Annotated in this window: 21 protein-coding genes; 12 read left to right on the forward strand and 9 right to left on the reverse strand. The window is 70.1% G+C overall.

What is annotated here, in order from left to right; genetic code table 11:
- Positions 1-60 precede the first annotated feature (60 nt).
- The 8 genes from ACODT5_RS02670 to ACODT5_RS02705 are packed head-to-tail and all read right to left on the reverse strand — an operon-like array spanning position 61 to position 6,110.
- Entirely contained in the window at positions 61-1,290 is a 1,230-nt protein-coding gene (locus ACODT5_RS02670) for a hypothetical protein (protein WP_422517531.1), read from the reverse strand.
- Positions 1,283-1,822, reverse strand: a complete 540-nt coding sequence (locus tag ACODT5_RS02675) for a hypothetical protein (protein ID WP_422517532.1) — start codon at positions 1,820-1,822, stop codon at positions 1,283-1,285. The genes ACODT5_RS02670 and ACODT5_RS02675 overlap by 8 nt, the downstream gene beginning before the upstream one ends.
- Positions 1,819-2,712, reverse strand: coding sequence for a hypothetical protein (locus ACODT5_RS02680; RefSeq protein ID WP_422517533.1), 894 nt, complete (start codon positions 2,710-2,712; stop codon positions 1,819-1,821). Before ACODT5_RS02680 ends, ACODT5_RS02675 begins: the two co-directional genes overlap by 4 nt.
- Positions 2,709-3,803, reverse strand: coding sequence for a hypothetical protein (locus tag ACODT5_RS02685; protein ID WP_422517534.1), 1,095 nt, complete (start codon positions 3,801-3,803; stop codon positions 2,709-2,711). The genes ACODT5_RS02680 and ACODT5_RS02685 overlap by 4 nt, the downstream gene beginning before the upstream one ends.
- Positions 3,797-4,534, reverse strand: a complete 738-nt coding sequence (locus ACODT5_RS02690) for a hypothetical protein (protein ID WP_422517535.1) — start codon at positions 4,532-4,534, stop codon at positions 3,797-3,799. Before ACODT5_RS02690 ends, ACODT5_RS02685 begins: the two co-directional genes overlap by 7 nt.
- Positions 4,531-5,046 (reverse strand): hypothetical protein, encoded by a 516-nt coding sequence (locus tag ACODT5_RS02695; protein ID WP_422517536.1) that lies wholly within the window; start codon positions 5,044-5,046, stop codon positions 4,531-4,533. The genes ACODT5_RS02690 and ACODT5_RS02695 overlap by 4 nt, the downstream gene beginning before the upstream one ends.
- 48 nt (positions 5,047-5,094) lie before the next feature.
- Complete coding sequence (locus tag ACODT5_RS02700; RefSeq protein ID WP_422517537.1) at positions 5,095-5,652, reverse strand: DUF5999 family protein; 558 nt, start codon at positions 5,650-5,652, stop codon at positions 5,095-5,097.
- Positions 5,649-6,110: an ATP-binding protein gene (locus ACODT5_RS02705; protein WP_422517538.1), complete on the reverse strand. Its 462-nt coding sequence runs from the start codon at positions 6,108-6,110 to the stop codon at positions 5,649-5,651. Before ACODT5_RS02705 ends, ACODT5_RS02700 begins: the two co-directional genes overlap by 4 nt.
- Positions 6,111-6,416: 306 nt before the next feature.
- Between ACODT5_RS02705 and ACODT5_RS02710 the strand changes: the two genes are divergently transcribed.
- A complete protein-coding gene (locus ACODT5_RS02710; RefSeq protein ID WP_422517539.1) occupies positions 6,417-7,805 on the forward strand; it encodes an NsdA family TPR-like regulatory protein in 1,389 nt (462 codons plus the stop codon).
- Between the two features lie 63 nt (positions 7,806-7,868).
- Positions 7,869-8,378 carry a TrmO family methyltransferase domain-containing protein gene (locus ACODT5_RS02715; protein WP_422517540.1) on the forward strand — a complete coding sequence of 170 codons (510 nt, stop codon included), beginning with the start codon at positions 7,869-7,871 and terminating at the stop codon, positions 8,376-8,378.
- Between the two features lie 272 nt (positions 8,379-8,650).
- Here ACODT5_RS02715 and ACODT5_RS02720 read toward each other — a convergent pair whose 3' ends face one another.
- Positions 8,651-8,965: a hypothetical protein gene (locus tag ACODT5_RS02720; protein WP_422517541.1), complete on the reverse strand. Its 315-nt coding sequence runs from the start codon at positions 8,963-8,965 to the stop codon at positions 8,651-8,653.
- Between the two features lie 85 nt (positions 8,966-9,050).
- Here ACODT5_RS02720 and ACODT5_RS02725 point away from each other — a divergent pair, with 85 nt between their 5' ends.
- The 10 genes from ACODT5_RS02725 (at position 9,051) to ACODT5_RS02770 (ending at position 16,994) form a co-directional block, all read left to right on the forward strand.
- Positions 9,051-10,232 carry a helix-turn-helix domain-containing protein gene (locus ACODT5_RS02725; protein ID WP_422517542.1) on the forward strand — a complete coding sequence of 394 codons (1,182 nt, stop codon included), beginning with the start codon at positions 9,051-9,053 and terminating at the stop codon, positions 10,230-10,232.
- A gap of 5 nt (positions 10,233-10,237) precedes the next feature.
- On the forward strand, positions 10,238-10,447 hold the full coding sequence (locus ACODT5_RS02730; RefSeq protein WP_422517543.1) for a DUF397 domain-containing protein: 210 nt from the start codon (positions 10,238-10,240) through the stop codon (positions 10,445-10,447).
- A 266-nt stretch (positions 10,448-10,713) separates the two neighbouring features.
- Positions 10,714-11,724 (forward strand): NsdA family TPR-like regulatory protein, encoded by a 1,011-nt coding sequence (locus ACODT5_RS02735; protein WP_422517544.1) that lies wholly within the window; start codon positions 10,714-10,716, stop codon positions 11,722-11,724.
- Positions 11,721-12,611, forward strand: coding sequence for a phosphotransferase family protein (locus tag ACODT5_RS02740; RefSeq protein ID WP_422517545.1), 891 nt, complete (start codon positions 11,721-11,723; stop codon positions 12,609-12,611). Before ACODT5_RS02735 ends, ACODT5_RS02740 begins: the two co-directional genes overlap by 4 nt.
- Before the next feature lie 425 nt (positions 12,612-13,036).
- Positions 13,037-14,011, forward strand: coding sequence for a transcriptional regulator (locus ACODT5_RS02745; RefSeq protein ID WP_422517546.1), 975 nt, complete (start codon positions 13,037-13,039; stop codon positions 14,009-14,011).
- A 224-nt stretch (positions 14,012-14,235) separates the two neighbouring features.
- Positions 14,236-14,655, forward strand: coding sequence for an NUDIX domain-containing protein (locus tag ACODT5_RS02750; RefSeq protein WP_422517547.1), 420 nt, complete (start codon positions 14,236-14,238; stop codon positions 14,653-14,655).
- Positions 14,656-14,711: 56 nt separating this feature from the next.
- The gene (locus tag ACODT5_RS02755; RefSeq protein WP_422517548.1) at positions 14,712-15,389 is read left to right on the forward strand and encodes a pentapeptide repeat-containing protein; all 678 of its coding nucleotides are present in this window, start codon (positions 14,712-14,714) and stop codon (positions 15,387-15,389) included.
- Between the two features lie 90 nt (positions 15,390-15,479).
- A complete protein-coding gene (locus ACODT5_RS02760) occupies positions 15,480-15,773 on the forward strand; it encodes a hypothetical protein (RefSeq protein WP_422517549.1) in 294 nt (97 codons plus the stop codon).
- A gap of 246 nt (positions 15,774-16,019) precedes the next feature.
- Positions 16,020-16,181: a hypothetical protein gene (locus ACODT5_RS02765; protein WP_422517550.1), complete on the forward strand. Its 162-nt coding sequence runs from the start codon at positions 16,020-16,022 to the stop codon at positions 16,179-16,181.
- Between the two features lie 69 nt (positions 16,182-16,250).
- The gene (locus ACODT5_RS02770) at positions 16,251-16,994 is read left to right on the forward strand and encodes a hypothetical protein (protein ID WP_422517551.1); all 744 of its coding nucleotides are present in this window, start codon (positions 16,251-16,253) and stop codon (positions 16,992-16,994) included.
- The last annotated feature ends 13 nt before the right edge of the window (positions 16,995-17,007 follow it).

Here is a 17,007-nt window from a genome sequence, read left to right on the forward strand (position 1 = left end):
GATCGGCTGCGGGCGGGCGGTCTGCCGGGTGAGGAAGGGGCGGGATGCCGTTTCGTCCGTTCATCGCTGGCCCCGCGCGGCCGTGACCGATACGCCGTATCGCAGCTGGACCCGGGATTCGGCCAGGAGGGCGTAGACGGTGGTCGTCGACATGCCGATCTCCTCGGCGATCTGATCGACGGGCATCTTCGTCTCGGTGTACGCGTACGCGACGGCGGTCGCGACCCTCTTGCGGTCCCCGTTGTAGAGCGCCCTGCCTTTGACCTGAGGGGTGAGGCGGGGAGCGTCCGGGTGAAGTGCGGTCCTGGGCGGCGGCGAGACCACGACCGGAACACTGTCGGCGGGATCGTCCGATCCCTCCGCGCTGTCGAGAGCGGCTCCGATCGCCCTGGCGAGAGAAGCGACGTGCCACCGCCGCGCGGCGGGCTCATATGGGGCGAGAGCTGTGGCGAGGTCCGCCAGCGCCGCGAAGACAACCACCTGCTCCGCGTTCGTGGCCGGGGGAAGGGAGGCGATGACCTGGGCGGCCATTGCCTGCGTGCGATGCCACGGCCTGCTGGCCGGGTAGGCCGGCATCGGCGTGCGGCTGGCGTCGTGCCGCAGCGCCGCGACGGTCTCGGTGATCTCGGAGTGGGTGAAGGGAATCGCGCGGGGCCGGGGCAGCGGAACCCGCGGTGGGCTGGGGAGTTCGCCGGCCTGGCGGCTCACGACCCACGCCCTGCCTTCACGCCGCAGCAGCCCCTGGTGGCGCAGCAGGCCGGGAAGGCCGGAGTGACTGCCGACGTGGAGAAGCGACTCCATGAGGTCCACAGGGAATGGACTGCCCGGGTGAAGGCTGGTGGCGAGCTGCGCGCGGACCCGTTCCACGGCCCAGTCCAGCACCCGGTTCGGCAGGTCCCGGGCGTCGCGGACCCAGTACAGGCCGCCGTCACCACTGCGGGCAAGGAGCTCCTCGCGGTGCAGGAGCTCCAGGGCCGCCGCGGCCGGGACGGCACGCGCGCCGAGATCGTCGGCTATCTGCGGGGCGGTCAGGGGCTGGGTGCTGGTGTAGGCGCGATAGGTGATGGCGGCACGGATCGTGTCGGCGATCGCGTTGGCCTCGGCCGCGAGGCCGACGGCAGGCGCGCAGCCATCCGTGCTGGCGCCGGCCAGGAGGGTCCAGACCGCAAGCTCTTGTTCCGCGAGGCCCGGGGCGACGGCGTCGGGCCAGAGCTGCTCTACCGCCTCCGGCCTCTCATCGGGCTCGCTGCGGCGCGGGCTGACGGTCACCGCGGTAAGGGCGCTATCCATGCTGTACGGCCTTCTCGTTCTGTACGGGGCGCGGGACTTCGGTGCCGGATACGGGACGGACGTAGATGCCGGGGCCGAGGGGGCCGCGGCGCAGGCTGTGCAGGAGCCCCTCCCGGATCAGGGGCCGGCAGGCCCGCCGGGGCCGGGCCGCCCACCCGCCGTACTCCAGCGAGATCACGGCGAGCGCGAGCGGCTGTCCGGGCGCGTAGTCGCCGTCGTCGATGCCTTGGCGGATCCGGGCCGTGATGCCCTCGTCGTCCGGGTGGGCGATCTGGCCGCGAAGGATCATCAGACCGTGCCCGGCCACCGGGGCGAGGTCACCGCGTTCGTCCAGGATCCGCACGGCCGAGCGCACCTCGTCCGCCGGAAGCCCGGTCCTGGACGAGAGGTGAGCGATGTTGTCCTCGATGGCGGACGGCACCGGGAGGAGGAAGCCGCCCGGGCGGCGGGCAGCGAGGTAGGAGCGCACCTGCCAGGTGGCTGGCGCCCGGGTGCGGGCACCACGGGCGGCGAGCGTGCGTGTATCGGTCATGAGCGCACTCCTTCGCTCAAGGCCAGCCGGTAGCCCCCGGCCGGAGGGGTGGCTACCGGGCAGGAGGCCCGCGTGGCCGAGAGCTCCGTAGCCGGGGCCGGCGGCAGGGAGGAGCGGTGCGTCGTCGGCCAGGCGGCTGTGTGCAGCGAGCGGAGGTACTCGGTCAGTTCCCAGTCGACGGTGACCTCTTCGAGGCGCAGGACCATCTGATGAGCTACGACCCAGGCCAAGGCCGGGTTCTCATACGAGACCGGTTTCTTGAGGCGGCGCAGGGTGCCGTCGAGCGGGCGGTAGGCGAAGCCAGCCACTCCGTAGAGGACGGGCCGTCGCACCCACAGAGCTGTGGCGCGCCCCAGACGGGGACAGCCGGCCGCCGACTCCACCGCGTCCGCGAGGCACACCGGCGGTGTCGCCTCCAACGCCTGCTCTGCCCAGCCCGCCGGCTGGGCAGACCGGTCCGGGGGCCCGTCGGGCACCACGAACAGGTAGCGCTCGCGCTCGTCGCGTTCCGGCCCGCCCGTACAGACCTGGCACAGGCGCCCCTCCATCAGTGCCCGCTGCCGGTAGGGGTGCGGGATCGCATTCTCGACTGTCCCGGCACCGGACAGGTCTGTGGACACCCGTGCCCACAGAGCACCATCGCGATCCCGGTCCTGCTCCCCCTCGCCCTCGTCGGATTCGTCTTCGTAGCCGAGCTCCAGGCCCTCTGCTCCCGGACGGACGATCAAGGTTCCGGGCAGCGACTGTTCAGTGGTGCGACTGGCGATGAACGGCCAGGCCGGGGTGCCGATCACGGCAGAGCCCTCGATGAGCGGTGCCTGAATCTCCGTGCCAGCCGGGCACACCGTCCGCGCGAGGTCGAGCGCCGCGGGGGCCAAAATGATGCTCACCGGGCGGCTCCCGACGAGCGGGACGAGCGGGAAGGGGCGTCACTGTGGCGGACGTCGAGCCGCAGCAGCCACACGATGCCGTTGCCACCGGTTTTGATCCCGCGGGTGCGCCAGCCGAGATCGGTGAGCTGCGCCACCTGGTTACGGGAGCCTGTCCGTACCTGCACGTACGGCAGCCGCTCATGCCGGGCAAGGCGCGCGGCCCAACGGCTCACCTCCATCAGCACGTCCAGGCAGCCGGCCTCATCCCAGAGCAACAGCCGGTCCAGGTACAAGACCGTCTCCTGCCTGCTGGTGGCCGGGTCACCGGAGCGGGTGCGCGCGGGCGGGCGCAGGCATGCGGTGAGGACCGCGGCGAGACGCCCGCTGGCCAGCACCTTGAATCCGCAGCTGCGGCCGGGTGCCCCTTCGACGGGGTAGTCGTCGGCCCGGATCTCGCTGTCGGCCTCGTCGAGGAACTGAACGAGCGCGCCCTTGTCCTCGGGGACGAGCGGGGTCACCTCCACGACCGACTCCAGCGTCAAGGGCTCTTGTTCGGTGACCATGGCGGGCAGAGTGGGGTGGAGGTTGGGGTGGTGATAGTCGGTGCGGACCACGCGCCCGTCGTGGTGGGTGTGCGTGGTGCTGCCGAAGGAAGAGTGATGGGGCTTGAGTCGGCGGGCGAGGAGGCACTGGGTGTGGACGTGCACCTCGCGGACGAGGGCCGGCCGGTGCGCGGCCCAGCGCGTGCACCAGGCGAGAAGGAGGTCCTGCGGCCGGTCGTCCGCGCACGTGGGCTCGGCGAGCAGGTGATGGACATGGAGGACGCCGATGCCATCCCCGCTCAGCCTCACGCTCAGGCACGCGGCCCCCACCACGTCCCCGGTGGGCGTGTGAGTCAGCACCCACATCCCGGACAGCCCGGCGGAGAGATGCGCTTCCAGCGCGGCCGCTTCCCGGCACTGCGCCGCCCCGGGGCACACCTCTTGGTGGAACTGCAGGTGGGCTCGCAGGCTGGGGATGTGGACGGGTCGTGCGGGTTGGACGACGAAGTCGGCGCCGGGGGGCGCGGCCGGATTGGCCTCGGTCCCCGGCTGGTGGCGGGTCAGCACCGTTCCTCCACATCGTGATCGGCGAGGGGAGCGCCGTGCTCGGCCGTCACCAGGCGGATCCCATGGGCGCGCAGCCGGTCCCAGATCCCAGGCAGCGTCCAGATGCCGTCTTCGTACCGCGGATCGGCGGGGGGCAGGTGCTCCAGGGACGGGATGACCAGCACGTGGATCCGGCGGCTCTCGGCCAGTTCGAGGACCGAGCGCAGCGCGGGCCGTACGTGGCCGGGGGCCGGCTCGTGGTCGTGACGCCACAGCGGGGCCTGCCCGCAGAACCGGTGGGCGGTGTCTTCCAGGACGGCGAGGACCGCGCGGTCGTCTGCGCCGGGCGCGACCACGGCGTAGGCGAGGCCGAGGGCGTTCGTGTTGAGGTGGCGCTCGGCCCGCTCCGCAACGTTTTCGAGGGCTGCGACGAACCGTTCATCGGGCCGAGCCGGATCGCGGGGCTCGACGTCCTGCCATCGGATCACCTGCTCGATCACCTGATACGTGGCGGGGTGGGCGGGCAGGGCCATGAGCCAGCCGCCGAGCTGCTCCAGGCGGGCCCGCAGCATGGCGACCCGGTCCGCTCGCCGTGCCCCTTCCTCCGGGACGGGCACGGCCGCTAACCCCCGCAGGATGTCGTCGAGACGGTTCCGGGCGTCCAGGGACTGGCTTGGGGCAGCGTCCGTGAAGGGTGCCGCGACGGGGACGGTGGGCGCCTCGGCCGGCTGTGTACGCGCGAGGGTGGTCATCGGCCGGCCGTTCCGGCCGAGGCCTGGCGAGCCGCGGGCAGCGGTCGGATGACGGTGGCCGGGCGGCCGGGAACGAGCGCGACGGCCTCCCGCATCGCCGCCAGCCGCAGTCCCTCGCGGACGACGTCCACGTTCACGCAGTACATGGCGGCCAACTGCCGGTCGGAGGGCAACTCGTTTACGGCCGGAGTCCGGGGTGCGGTGGCCTCGTGGATGATGCGCCGGGCCACGGCTTCGGCGGCGGGGGTGGGCCGACGCACCGGGAACGGCCACAGGGCGCGCGCGATGACCACATGCCGGCCCTGCCACCGCGGTTCCAGGACACCGGCCACGACGAGCTCATCCAGGGCTTCGTCCGCCACCTGATGCGGTATCCGCAACGCGGCGGCCACGGCCCCGACGGCAGGAAGCTCCTCCTCATCGCGGTAGCGGCCGAACGCGCACTGCAGCAGCACGACCTGCGCGGTCTCGCTCAACTGCGGGCGCGGGCGTGCGCCGACGGTGGTAGCCATGACGTCCTTCACGAAAGCGGGGGAGTGGGAGGGGCTGCATCGGACGGATCAGCGGGGCACGGCCTGGCCGGTCCTGTGGGGCGGATCGACGCTTCCGTCCGGCGCCAGGCCGCCCGTGTCGTCGAAGGAAAGGAAGCCGTTGCACAACAGGCGGCATCCGATGTCGGGGAAGTCCTTGCGGATGTGGGCGGCGGCCCGGTCCGGGGCGTGAGCGGGAGGGCATTCCCGCGGGTGCACGCACACCAGCCCGCACCGGCCCATCTCGGCCAGGACCGCCTTCACCTCCCCAGCCAGCCGCCGCAGGTAGGCCTGGGCCTCACCGAGACCGGCCGGAGGCGCCTGGGCGGCGGAGCGGCGTGCCGTCTCAACCAGCCGGTCCAGGCGGGGCTGGGCCGGGCGGGCGCCGGCCGCCACGGTCCCGAGCCGTTTCAGGTGGCGCCGCAGGCGCAGGCGCAGATCACGCACGTCCTGGTCGCTCTTCACCACCGCAGCGTCCTCGTCCAACAGCAGCTCGCAGGTCTCCCGGGCCGAGACAGCCGCTGAACGCACGGCAGTCGGTCTGCGCCCCGGGGCGCGGCGCGTGGCGGTCAGGGTACGAAGGTTCATGCGACACGCTCCTCGGCGACGAACAGGTCGAGCTCCAGCCAGACGGACTTCCCGCACCCGTTGGGGCCGGGCTCCACCCCCCACCGGTGGCTGAGCGCGTCCACCAGCGTCAGCCCGCGCCCACCGGCCCGGTAGGCCGACGCTTCCTGCACGGCGGGCAGAGCGTCGGAGGGGTCGTCCACTGCCACGCGAAGCCGCTTGCCGGTCCACTCCGCTGTGAGGGTCACCTCGCAGGTCGACGGAAGGCCATGGCAACCGTGCACAACCGCGTTGGTCATCAGCTCGCTCGCGGCCAACGCCACGTCGTCCGCGATCTGGGCCAACCCGGCTCGCTCCAGGCATCCGCGCAGCCGGCGCCGCACGGGCCCAATCGCGGACTGGGTGGCCGGGAACACGGCCTCGAAGCAGGCCACCGCCGGTTCACAGCCCGGGGGCAACAGGGCAGGGGATTCGCTCATCACGCGTTCTCCTTGAGCCGTCCGGTCTGCTCCCTCACGCACGGGGCCGACTGGTGGTGTCCACGAAGGCAAGGCGCCACCGGCGCCAAATGGTTCATCAGGGGGCTTCTCCTCGCCGGCCACACACCAGAAGCGCCAGTTGCCGCGCACCCATGGGGATGGCGTCGACGATTTCCGTGCACCCAGCGGGCGTTGGAGGAATATCGTCTTCACGAGAGAACCGCGTTCGCGGCCCGGTGGGTATCCCGTCGATAGCGCGGACCCAATGCACGTTATGCAAGATCGTTTAGAGGATGGGGGCACGCCGTGGGGCGGACACGCAACCTCAGGCTGGAAGCCGCGATCCACGAGCTGGGCCTGCCCCAGGAGCGTCTCGCCGCCAGATTCCGTGCCGTCGCGGCAGAGAACGGGGCCACCGAACTGGCCGCGACAAACCAGTCCTCGATCACCCGATGGATCGCTGGCACGCGCCCGAGCGGCCGCGCGCCGTCTATCTTGGCCGCGACGCTCTCGCAAGGCCTCGGCCGCACCGTGACCCTCACCGATATCGGCCTCGCCGAGACCGAGGGCCCCGACCCGCGGCCACCCCAGTGGAGCGCCGACACATTGACGACCCTGGTTGACCTCGGGAGCACTGACTTGGACATTGACCGTCGGCGCGTACTGACCGGCTCGGCATACTCCGTCGCAGGCCTGGCAATTCCCACCATGGACTGGTGGAACGAGGCCTTCGACCGCGCGCGAGCCCGCACACCTGTCGCGGCGCACACCGTCACCGTGCAGGACGTTGAAAGCGTCCGCGAGATGACCGCCTTCTTCTCCCGCCGCGACCAGCAACGCGGCGGCCGCGGGGCCGGCCGCACCGCACTCGTCGCCTACCTGCGCACCGAGGTCGCGCAGTACCTCGACGGACGCTTCCCCTCGGAAGAGGTCCGCCGCTCCATGACTTCGGCAGCCGGAGAGCTCGCCTACGTCGCCGGATGGACCGCCTTCGACGCGGGAGAACACCCCGTCGCCCTGCACTGGTTCACCCTCGCCACACAACTCGCCGAAGAGGCCCGGGACGCCCCGCTCGCCGGCCACGTCCTTCGGGCCATGGCCCACCAGGCCGTAGACCTCAACCAGAGCGCCCAGGCCGTCCGGCTGTCCACCGCCTCCCTCGCCGACAACCGCTACACCCACGCGAGCTGGCGCGAGAAGGCCCTCATCGGAGTCGTCCACGCCCGCGCCCTGGCCGCCGACAGGCGCCGCAAGGAAGCCGCGACAGCACTCCTCCAGGCAGAGCGAGACCTCAGCCGGGCCCAGGTCGGAGACGACGAGCCCAGCCGCGTCTGGTTCTTCGGCGAAGCCTCCCTCGCACACGAAACTGCCGCCACGCTGCGCGACCTCGGTGACCTCAAGGGCGCCGAGGTCGCATTCGAGCGCAGCGTCCGCACCCGTGCGCTCCCCTTCGCCCGCACCCACGCTGTGACCCTCGGATACCTCGGCGACGTCCAGGTCCGCCAAGGCCACCTCGACGACGCCTGCCACACCTGGACCCGGGCCCTGGACGCCATGACCGGCATCCACTCCGGCCGGACCCGCGACACCGTCGTCCAGATGCGCCGCTCCCTCTCCCCGGTCAAGGGCCGCGGCGGCAGCACTGCAGCCGCCCTTGACCAGCGGGCACGCGAGTTCCTCGCCCACGTAGTCTGACCCGGCCACGACAGCACCAAGCTGCCGGAGCTGAGCTCCGGCCAGATGGACCGGGGGGACCTCATGTCCGAGCAGACCTTCACCTACACGCCCGTCGCCACCGTCATCGGCGGCCACACCACACCTCTGGACGACTACCAGGGCGGCACCCAGGCCATCATCCGCCTCAACGCCGATTTCCACGAAGAAGTCCTCCAAGGGATCGAGGAGTTCTCGCACCTGCAGGTCACCTGGCCCTTCACCCTGGCCTCGCCCACCGACGTCGAGCTCCACGCCCGCAGCCCCCGCAACAACCCCCGCTGGCCGGCGACCGGCACGTTCGTCCACCGAAACCACCGGCGTCCGGCGCAGCTCGCCACGTCCTTCCCCCGCCTCCTGCGAGCGGAGGGACTGGACCTGCACGTCACTGACCTCGACGCTGTTGACGGCACCCCCGTGATTGACCTGGCCCCGTACTTCCCTCAGATGGGCCCCCGCGGCCCGGTCACCGTCCCGGCGTGGCCCGGCGAGATGCTGGCCCACTACTGGGACAACCGGTCCGACCGGCCGCCTGTAGGTTCCGCGGACTCGTGAGCGCTGTCGAGGGATCATGAGCACCCTCCGAGCAATTCCCCGAGTTGGTGAGCAATGGATCGTGGGACCTGCGGCTTCTTCGAAGCATCCGACCGTGAAGTCCGCGCTGTCCGGGCCTGATTGCTCATGATCGGCCGCTGGATTCTGCCGCCAGCACTGGTTACGACGGCCGACACCGGAGGTTCGGCGCTCGAGGCTGCTCACGAATTCGCGAAACCTACATCGGGCTGAGATCGACCGCACCGGCTCGCAGATGCCACCGCGCAGTGGCTTCACAGGCGAGCTGCCTTGCGGGCCCGGTACGCCTGGGCGTACACGGAGAGGTGGTCCGCGGCTTTCGCGTGCAGGCGAAGCCGCGCGCTTGGGTCTCCGTAGTCGATGGGACGGGAGGCGATCTCGCGGGCGTGGCGGATCGTCTCGGAGACGACGTAGCGCCTATGGGTGGTCTTCGCCAGGGTGAAGACGAACCGGTCGGCGTCCTCCAGGCAGCCCTTGATGTGCTCCCGAAGCCGCTCGATGACCGCCCGGCTCGCGGGGCCGGCCGGAGCCATCTTCGCGAGGCCGAGCGCGATCTGAACGTCGCTCATGACCGCCGCCCGAGGAGCCTGCCCCGGCGCTCCTATAGGCCGGGCCTCACCCGGAGCCTGTTCCATGGTGCGTACGTGCTCGGTCATGGATGTCATGACGTGCTCCGATCGCGGACAGCAGAAGGTGGGTGCCGCTTGGCTTCCGGACCTCGAAGGAGGCTTCCTGGCGAGTGTCGAGCGGCGTGCCTCTACAGTCCTCCCGTTTCTACTTGAATTTCAATCTGGTCCCGTACTCGATTGCATCTTGAAGGCGGATTGGTATATGACGGAGGCGCACCGAGGCCAACTCGGCGCGTACCGGGCAGTGTTCGAGACGAACCGGGGGAGTTTCGAGAGGGACCGGGGTATCTCGGAAGCGAACCGGCACGGCGTCGAGGCGAACCGAACGGGAGGTGACAGGGTGGCGGCGAACGTGGGGGCTACGTTCCTCCGTATCGTGCTGGGCCAGGAGCTCATCCGCCTGCGGGACCAAGCTGGGCTGACCCAGGGGCAGGCCGCGAAGGCGGCCGGCTGCGCAACGTCCACGATCCACAACGTCGAGAGCGGAACCACGGGGTTCCGCCGGATAGAGCAGCTGACAGCGCTGCTGGGCGAGTACAAGCTGAGCAAGCCCGACCGTGAAATGCTGATGGACTTCTATCGGCAGGCCAAGGGCGACGACTGGTGGACCACGAGCATCTCGGTCCTCCCGTCAGGCATGAGCCTGTTCCTTGCACTGGAGTCCGGTGCCAACGCGCTCAGATGGTGGTGCCACGGCGTCATCAACGGCCTGGTCCAGACGCCGGAGTACGCACACGCGCTGATCATGTCCGCGAAGGTGGCGAACGACACCACGGACCATTTCGTGGAGCAGGCCGTCGACGTACGCCTGAAGCGTCAGCGGCGGATCACCGACGAAGGGCTCGAGTTCCACTGCATCATGGATGAGGCTGCGCTGAGCAATACAGTCGGCAGCAGCGAGATCATGCGCGCCCAGCTTCAGGCGATCGCCGAGCTGGACCAGCTTCCGAACGTGACCATCCAGATCATTCCGAAGAGGGCACCCACCTACCGGGCGACCAGCGGGGACTTCGGGATCATCGGATTCGCCCCGGAACAGCGACTTGCTCCCGCCGTGGCGAGTGGCACCGTGGACGGGGCCACCAGGGTCTCCTCCAAGGAGCTGGCGACCAAGCAGTTCGAACGCCGGTTTGAAGTGCTGGCCAGAGGAGCGCTTCCTCCGTACGAAACCCCCGCCTTCCTAGAGAAACTCTCACGAGAGGTCTGATCGCAATGAGCACCACCGGCAACACCGTCCGCCCGTTGGGCAAGTACTTCAAGTCGTCCTTCAGCGGGAATCCGAACGGCGAGTGCGTCGAGGCGTGCCCGTTGCCGGGCACGGTGAAGATCCGCGACTCGAAGCGCAAGAACGATCCCGGGCACCCAGAGGTCCAGTTCTCCTTGACCGCTTGGTCGGCGTTCACCACCCACCTTCAGCAGTAGGAGCCGCCCGCGGCGCTGGCCACCGCGCAAGTGGAACACCACGAGGGCCCCTTCCCGAACGGCGCGGGATGGGGCCCTCACGACATGTGCACTTTGGTCTCCGCCTTGGAGAAGGTCGACACCTGGCCAGGCGCTTGTGAGCAGCATTTCGGGGGTGGCCGAGAAGCACCTTCACTCGGAGATGAGGTTGCCAGGCTATGCGGAGGGTGTGCGCGGAGCGGACCCTCGAGCCCGGAGGGAGACGCCTCCTTGATCGGAGCCTGCCTGTGCGCCGCCGAAATCTGCTGGCACTCACCGGTCTCGCGGCGGTCAGCCCTGCCGCCCTCACCACCCCGGCCGCAGCGGCCGACGGGATGGGACACACGGCAGTCAGGCCAGAAGACATCGAGCAGATCCATGCCGCGTCCCGCACCCTCGCAGAGTGGGACAACCTGTACGGCGGGGGGATTGTCCGGGAGGTCGCTGGCGGTCAGCTTGAACGCGCGCGTAGCCTCCTGCAACTGCCGTGTCCGCCCCGCCTCCACGCCGAGCTCCACACCGCCGTGGGCAGACTCGCCATCGTTATGGGCGCCAGCCTCTTCGACTCCTTCTGGCACGACGAGGCCCGAGACCTCTTCGATCTCGGGACCTGGTGTGCGGAGAACGCGGGCAACTGGCACCTCCGCGCGGCGGCGTTGAACTGGAGGGCCCGACAGGCCATCTGGATCGGCGCCCCAGACGAGGGACTGACCCACGCACAGAACGGCCTGATCCGGAGCGATCGACTGACCCCACGTGAACAGGCCATGCTTCACAACGCTGGAGCTCGGGCATGGGCCCGCATGGGCGACCGCCAGGAGTGCCTCGCTGCGGTCGGGCGGTCGGACGATGCCTTCGCGTCTGCGACTAACGATCAAGACGAGGCGTGGATGGCGTACTACGACGCCGCGCAGCACCACGGCGACACGGGGCACGCTCTGTTCGACATCGCCCTTCAATCGGGACACCCCGCGGTTGGCGCAGAGGGCAGGCTCCAGACAGCAATCCACGGCCACACCAGCAGCTACGTACGATCCAGGGCCCTATCGGGGACCAAACTCGCAACCCTCATGATGGCCACCGGCGACCCCGCCCAAGCCGTGGCCGTGGGTAACCGGGCTCTCGACGAAGTCGGCCGCCTCAGGTCGAAGCGGGCAATTGCCGACGTCCAGGCGCTCCGCCAGGCCTCCGACCCCTACCGGCGGTACCCCGAGGTCATCGCCCTGCGCGAGCGCATCACCGCTACCGTCAAGCAATGACCCCCACCGCCGAGCGCATCGCCCAATCCCGAGCCGTGCTGCACGACATCACCGCAGCAGCCGGCCTCTCATCCGTGGACGCCACACCAATCCGCCTGGCCGAGAACGACATCTGGCTGCTCCCACACATCGCGGTCGTGCGGATCGCGAGGAAGGGACAGGAGATGGCAGCAGTCCGCGAAGTAGCCGTCGCGCGCTGGCTGAAACAGCAGAACGTCGCTGCGGTGCGCTCCCTGCCTGTTCAACAACCCGTCTACGCTGCGGGGCGCGCAGCTACGTTCTGGGAAGAGCTTCCCCCGCACCGACCTGGCACCGAAGCTGAACTCGCCCCGCTCCTCCGGGATCTGCATCAGCTTCCCATTCCAGACCTCGAGCTCGGCACGCTTGACCCATTCGTGCGTATCTCCGAGCGATTGGAAGCCTCCGCGACCCCAAGCGCCGACGATCGGGCCTACCTCCTCGACAGGCTGGACGACCTCCGAGCACGTTGGGACCAGCTCCCTGCTGGTCTACCGCGATGTGTCATCCACGGAGATGCCTGGGGCGGGAACTGCGCTGTCACCCGGGAAGGTGCAGTCCTCCTGGACTTCGAGCGCACCTCGCTCGGTCCGCCGGAGTGGGACCTGACCTCCACGGCCATCGCGGTCGACACCTTCGGAAGCCTGTCCCAAGCGGCGTACGCGGACTTCGCGACGGCGTACGGGCACGATGTCCGAGCCTGGGAGGGGTACCCCGTACTACGAGAAATCAGAGAGCTCAGGTTGACTACCTTTGCCCTCCAGATAGCTGACCAGGACCAAAGCGCCGCAATTCAAGCCAGACACCGCATCGAGTGTCTTCGAGGCCGGTACGGTGCACGCCCATGGAATTGGCAACCCGTCGGCTGACCCCCGACGAGGCGAATGCGGCGGGGTGGGGTGTCATCTTGAGCCCACACGGCCCTGGGCCAGGCACATCAGGAACTGGCCGGGGCACCCAAGCGCAGGCCGGCGAGTACACCGGCGCCCTCCGATCCCTCGACCATGCCCGTGCCTCCCTCCGCAAGGCAGATCCCGCCGCGCGCCGCCTGTCCTGGATCGGTTTCTACGACGATGCGGAGCTCAATGGCCGGACCGCTCTTGGGGCCCGCCTGGGCTGCTCCGGGTCCACGGTCTCCCGCCTCGAACACGGCACCCTCAGCGATCTCGCCCTGCTCCGGCACGCCGCCGGGGAAGTGGGTGTTCCCGCCGATCTGCTGGTGGCTGCCTTGGGGTTAAGGGCGCAGCCGGGGCCTAGAGTTAATGCTGATCCGCTGCCTGCTCAGGAGGACCCGATGCGCCGCCGCACCGTCATCGCCGCCGTCGGCCTCGCCGCCCCCCTCAGCCTCGTCGGTGGCCTGGACGCGGCCCTGGCCGCCACCCCCGACCCCAGCGGATCCCCGGTCCCCGTGGACGCCCGCCTCGCCGCCGCGCGCGCCCTCTTTGACGCCGGACATCACACCCGGCTCCTTCAGGAACTCCCCGGCCTGCTCGGCGACGCCCACCACGCGGCTGCCGCCCGCCGCGACATCGACTACGCCCGCCTCTCCTCCGCCTACACCCTCGCCGCGACAGTCCTCAACAAGCTGGGGGAGTACGGCCCGGGCCGGATGACCGCGGACCGGGCCGCGACATACGCGGAGGTGTCCGGCTCACCCCTCGCGGCGGCGGCCGCCGCCCGCGAGCTCGCCGCAGTCCTGCGTCACCAGGGCCAGGAAGGCGCCGCGCAACGCCGCGTGGAGGCGGCGGTCGCCCGGATCGAGGCCACCGGGCTGGCCACGGACGCGCAGGCCTCCGCGTACGCGCAGATGCTTGCCTCCACCGCGTACACCGCGGCCATTGCCGACGACCGCGACCAGGCCCTGACCATGATCCGTGAAGCCGCTCGGGCCGCCCGCGACCTCCCCGACCAGCCCCCGCCCGGCCGCCTGTTCCCCATCACCCCGGCCGCCATCAACTTGTACGCCGTCGGAGTGCATTGGGCCCTCGGCGACGCCGGCAAGGCCCTCGAAGCCGGCCGCGCCCTGCACCCGGGCCAGTTCGCCACCGCAGAGCGCAAGGGCAGAATGCACACTGACCTCGGGCGCGCCTGGCTCCAACGGGGCAATCCTGAGCAGGCCGCCGCCGAGCTCCTCAAGGCCGCCCGGGTGGCCCGCTCGGAAGTCCGCGACCGGCCTCCGATCCGGCGGATCGTCACCGAACTCCACACCCGACACCCTCGTGTCGCTGGTGTGCGCGAGCTCGTCGCGCTCACCGCGGCGCCGGCGTAGTGGCACCTTGACCGGGACGCAGTAGCGGGCCTCGACGGGCCCTGCAGCTGCGACGACGGCAGGCATGGACTCCGGACTCGTACTCGTTGCCGCAGTTGAAGTCCGAACGGTCTTTCGGGGAGGGCGGAGGCTGCAGAGCGCTCATGTGTCCTCGGCATCAGGTAGCGGCAGGGATAGATCGTCTCTTCGATTGGGGTCCTATGTACAAGTCCTCGCGGTGGCCCGTGTCTGTCAAGGGCGTCGCCCTTGACTCCGAGCACCGGGTGCTACTCCTCTGCAACGAGAGGGCGGAATGGGAACTACCCGGCGGTCGCCTGGAGATCGGGCCGACGGGCGGCGGATCCGATCCCGCCGACGAGAGCCCCGCCCTGGCCCTGGAACGAGAGTTCCGCGAGGAGACCGGCTGGATCGTCACAACTGGCCCGCAGCTGGAGGGAGGGACGTGGATTTACGAGCCGCTCCCCGGACGGCGCGTCCTGATCGTCACCTACGGGTGCACTGTCCTCACCCCCGACGATCCGCCCGTCCTGAGCCACGAACACAAGAAGGTCGGTCTTTTCCACCGAGATGAGATCGGCGCGCTTCCCATGCCCGCCGGGTACAAGGCCTCGATCTCCACCTGGTTTACCCACTTGCAGAGGTAGTCGGCTTCGGGAGCTCGTTCTCGCCGGCAGCACGTGCTGGCCCCACGACAAGGAGCATGGTGGCTACTCGCACCTTCGGCCTCACCACGATCACCCTGCCGGAGCTGGACGGGCCCGGCCTCTACCTGAGCACGATCGACAGCCTCGACAGCGCCCGCGGCACCGTCCAGAACTTCGTGTACGGGGACGCGGACCTGCGCTCCCTCGACCTCGCGGACACCCAGCTCATCACCGGCCGGATCACGGGCATCCACGCCAAGCGGACCGGGCTCGAGGCGGTGAACCTTCACGGTGTGGAGATCACCGGCAGCGACTTCGGCTCGGCGCGCTGGAGCAAGAGCAAGCTGACCCGAGTCCACGTTCGCGACACCAAGCTGATGGGGGCCGCCCTGGACGGCCTGGTCCTTGATGACGTCCTGTTCGAGGGCTGCAAGTTCGACTACGCCACCTTCGAGAAAGTCCGCGCCACCGGCCCTGTCGCCTTCATCGGCTGCGTCCTTACCGAGGCCACGTTCACCGACTGCGACCTGTCCGAGGTCGTGTTCTCCGACTGCCAGTTCAGGCTCGCCGAGTTCGGCGCCGGCCGCTACCGGGACACAGACCTACGCGAGAACGACCTCTCGCAGATCCGCGGCGTCGCCAACCTCGCCAAGGTCCGCATCGACCTCGGCCAGCAGGCCCACCTCGCCGAAGCCCTCGTGAACGAACTCGACATCACCATCGGGGACGGTTAATCCGGGAGGACCCCGCGAGCGGTGTAGGGCGATGAGAGTGACCACTGCCTGGCCCAGTACCAGACCGAGGTCGTCGGCGTCGTCCTGAATGTGGAGGAGGACCACCCCGAGACCTACGCCGACCGCGCCGAAGCCATCGGCGTGTTCGCCGACCTCGCGCGCTCCGCCCGGATCCTGCTCGCCTCGGCCGACGACGACGGTGCCCGTCAGGTCGCGGCCGCCGTCGCCAGGAGCGTCCACACGATCACCGTCGGCCGGAGCGCGAGCGCGGACGCGCGGGTCGTCGCCCTGTTAATCGAGGGTGCCAGCACCCGCGTCACTCTGTCCTGGCGGGCGAGCTGGTGCCCCTGCGCGTACCCGTTCCCGGCATCGAGAACGCGATGAATCGCGGTCGCCGCGTTCACGGACGCGGCCGCCCTTGGTGTTGACCCGGTGCTCCTGGCCGGCGGGCTGAGCTCCTTCGAGGGAGTCCAGCGGAGGCTGGCTGGGATGGCGGGGTGCAGGTGCGGGACTCCTACGCCCACTGCCCGACCGCCGTCAGCGCCGACATCAAGGCCGCCCGCACCCTGACCGGCGACGGCGAGCGGGTCGTCGTGGTTGTCGAGCCGTCGGTGGGCGCGGACCGCCGCCATGGGCCACGAGCTCGGCGTAGCCCTCGCGGGCGCCGACGAGGTCGTGCTCCTCCACTCGCTGCTGGCCGACTCCCTGATCAGCCCGGCGGACGTCAAGATCATCGCCCGGGCCATCACCGCGCACGGCACCCGCGTCCGCCAGAGGTGCTCTCGGGCCTGAGGTCACACGGCGGGGGAATTGTGCACCTCTATTCGGGATAGCACCTCTCGCACAAGGAGTGATCTCCCGATGACCGAGTCCGTCGTGTCCCCCACGGAGGCCGTAGGTTCGCTCGATCCGCACCTCACCATCCTGCTTCTACCGGCTGGCGGTGCACATACCGAGGGCATGCCTTCGGAGACCGCAGGGGGTCTGGACGGGATTGAGGCAGCCTGGCGCGTACCGCGGAGCCAGGCCGTGCACCTGGGCCGGCCGGTCCGGGTGAGCGTGGCCCGGCCCGATGGCGTGGTGGAGGCCTACCTGCTTACGCCGGATGGAACGGCTTCCCCCGCCGCTCGCCACCCTCGGCGCCTGCCGGCTGAACCGGTGGATTCGCGTTGGATGGACGGGATGCCTGACCGGCATGACCTGCTGGGGGTGGTTCGGGCCGCGGACCGGGCGGGCCAGTGGCACGGGGCCTTGGTGGCCGCGGAGCGGCTGACACTCCAGCTTGAGGCGGACCTCGGGAACGACCATCCGCACGTGGTCCAGGCCGTCGAGCTGCAAGGCCACTTCGCCCTCCGCGCCCAGGACTGGACTGCTGCCGCCCGGTTGCTCTGCTCGGCGGCCGCGGGCCGGTACGCGCAGGGCGCGCCTGCTGCTGACACCAGCAGGGCGCTGGCCAACGCGGTCGCGAGCTGGATGCGGGCGCGTAACCACCGCGGCGCGTTCACGACAGGCCTTGGCCTGGCCCACTTGCTGGTCCGCGCGGCGCCGGAGCCGCGAGGCCGACTGGCCGCTGTTCTCGGCGGACTGGAAGATGCGGCGCGGTGACACCGTTCGTACC

Source organism: Streptomyces tatrensis (assembly GCF_049310065.1).
Taxonomy (GTDB): Bacteria; Actinomycetota; Actinomycetes; order Streptomycetales; family Streptomycetaceae; genus Streptomyces.

Coding starts and splice junctions, on each gene's coding strand:
- ACODT5_RS02670 (WP_422517531.1), bottom strand. CDS start 1,290: ATGGATAGCGCCCTTACCGCGGTGACCGTCAGCCCGCGCCGCAGCGAG.
- ACODT5_RS02675 (WP_422517532.1), bottom strand. CDS start 1,822: ATGACCGATACACGCACGCTCGCCGCCCGTGGTGCCCGCACCCGGGCG.
- ACODT5_RS02690 (WP_422517535.1), bottom strand. CDS start 4,534: ATGACCACCCTCGCGCGTACACAGCCGGCCGAGGCGCCCACCGTCCCC.
- ACODT5_RS02695 (WP_422517536.1), bottom strand. CDS start 5,046: ATGGCTACCACCGTCGGCGCACGCCCGCGCCCGCAGTTGAGCGAGACC.
- ACODT5_RS02700 (WP_422517537.1), bottom strand. CDS start 5,652: ATGAACCTTCGTACCCTGACCGCCACGCGCCGCGCCCCGGGGCGCAGA.
- ACODT5_RS02705 (WP_422517538.1), bottom strand. CDS start 6,110: ATGAGCGAATCCCCTGCCCTGTTGCCCCCGGGCTGTGAACCGGCGGTG.
- ACODT5_RS02715 (WP_422517540.1), top strand. CDS start 7,869: ATGTCCGAGCAGACCTTCACCTACACGCCCGTCGCCACCGTCATCGGC.
- ACODT5_RS02720 (WP_422517541.1), bottom strand. CDS start 8,965: ATGAGCGACGTTCAGATCGCGCTCGGCCTCGCGAAGATGGCTCCGGCC.
- ACODT5_RS02725 (WP_422517542.1), top strand. CDS start 9,051: ATGGATGTCATGACGTGCTCCGATCGCGGACAGCAGAAGGTGGGTGCC.
- ACODT5_RS02730 (WP_422517543.1), top strand. CDS start 10,238: ATGAGCACCACCGGCAACACCGTCCGCCCGTTGGGCAAGTACTTCAAG.
- ACODT5_RS02740 (WP_422517545.1), top strand. CDS start 11,721: ATGACCCCCACCGCCGAGCGCATCGCCCAATCCCGAGCCGTGCTGCAC.
- ACODT5_RS02745 (WP_422517546.1), top strand. CDS start 13,037: ATGCGCCGCCGCACCGTCATCGCCGCCGTCGGCCTCGCCGCCCCCCTC.
- ACODT5_RS02755 (WP_422517548.1), top strand. CDS start 14,712: ATGGTGGCTACTCGCACCTTCGGCCTCACCACGATCACCCTGCCGGAG.
- ACODT5_RS02765 (WP_422517550.1), top strand. CDS start 16,020: ATGGGCCACGAGCTCGGCGTAGCCCTCGCGGGCGCCGACGAGGTCGTG.
- ACODT5_RS02770 (WP_422517551.1), top strand. CDS start 16,251: ATGACCGAGTCCGTCGTGTCCCCCACGGAGGCCGTAGGTTCGCTCGAT.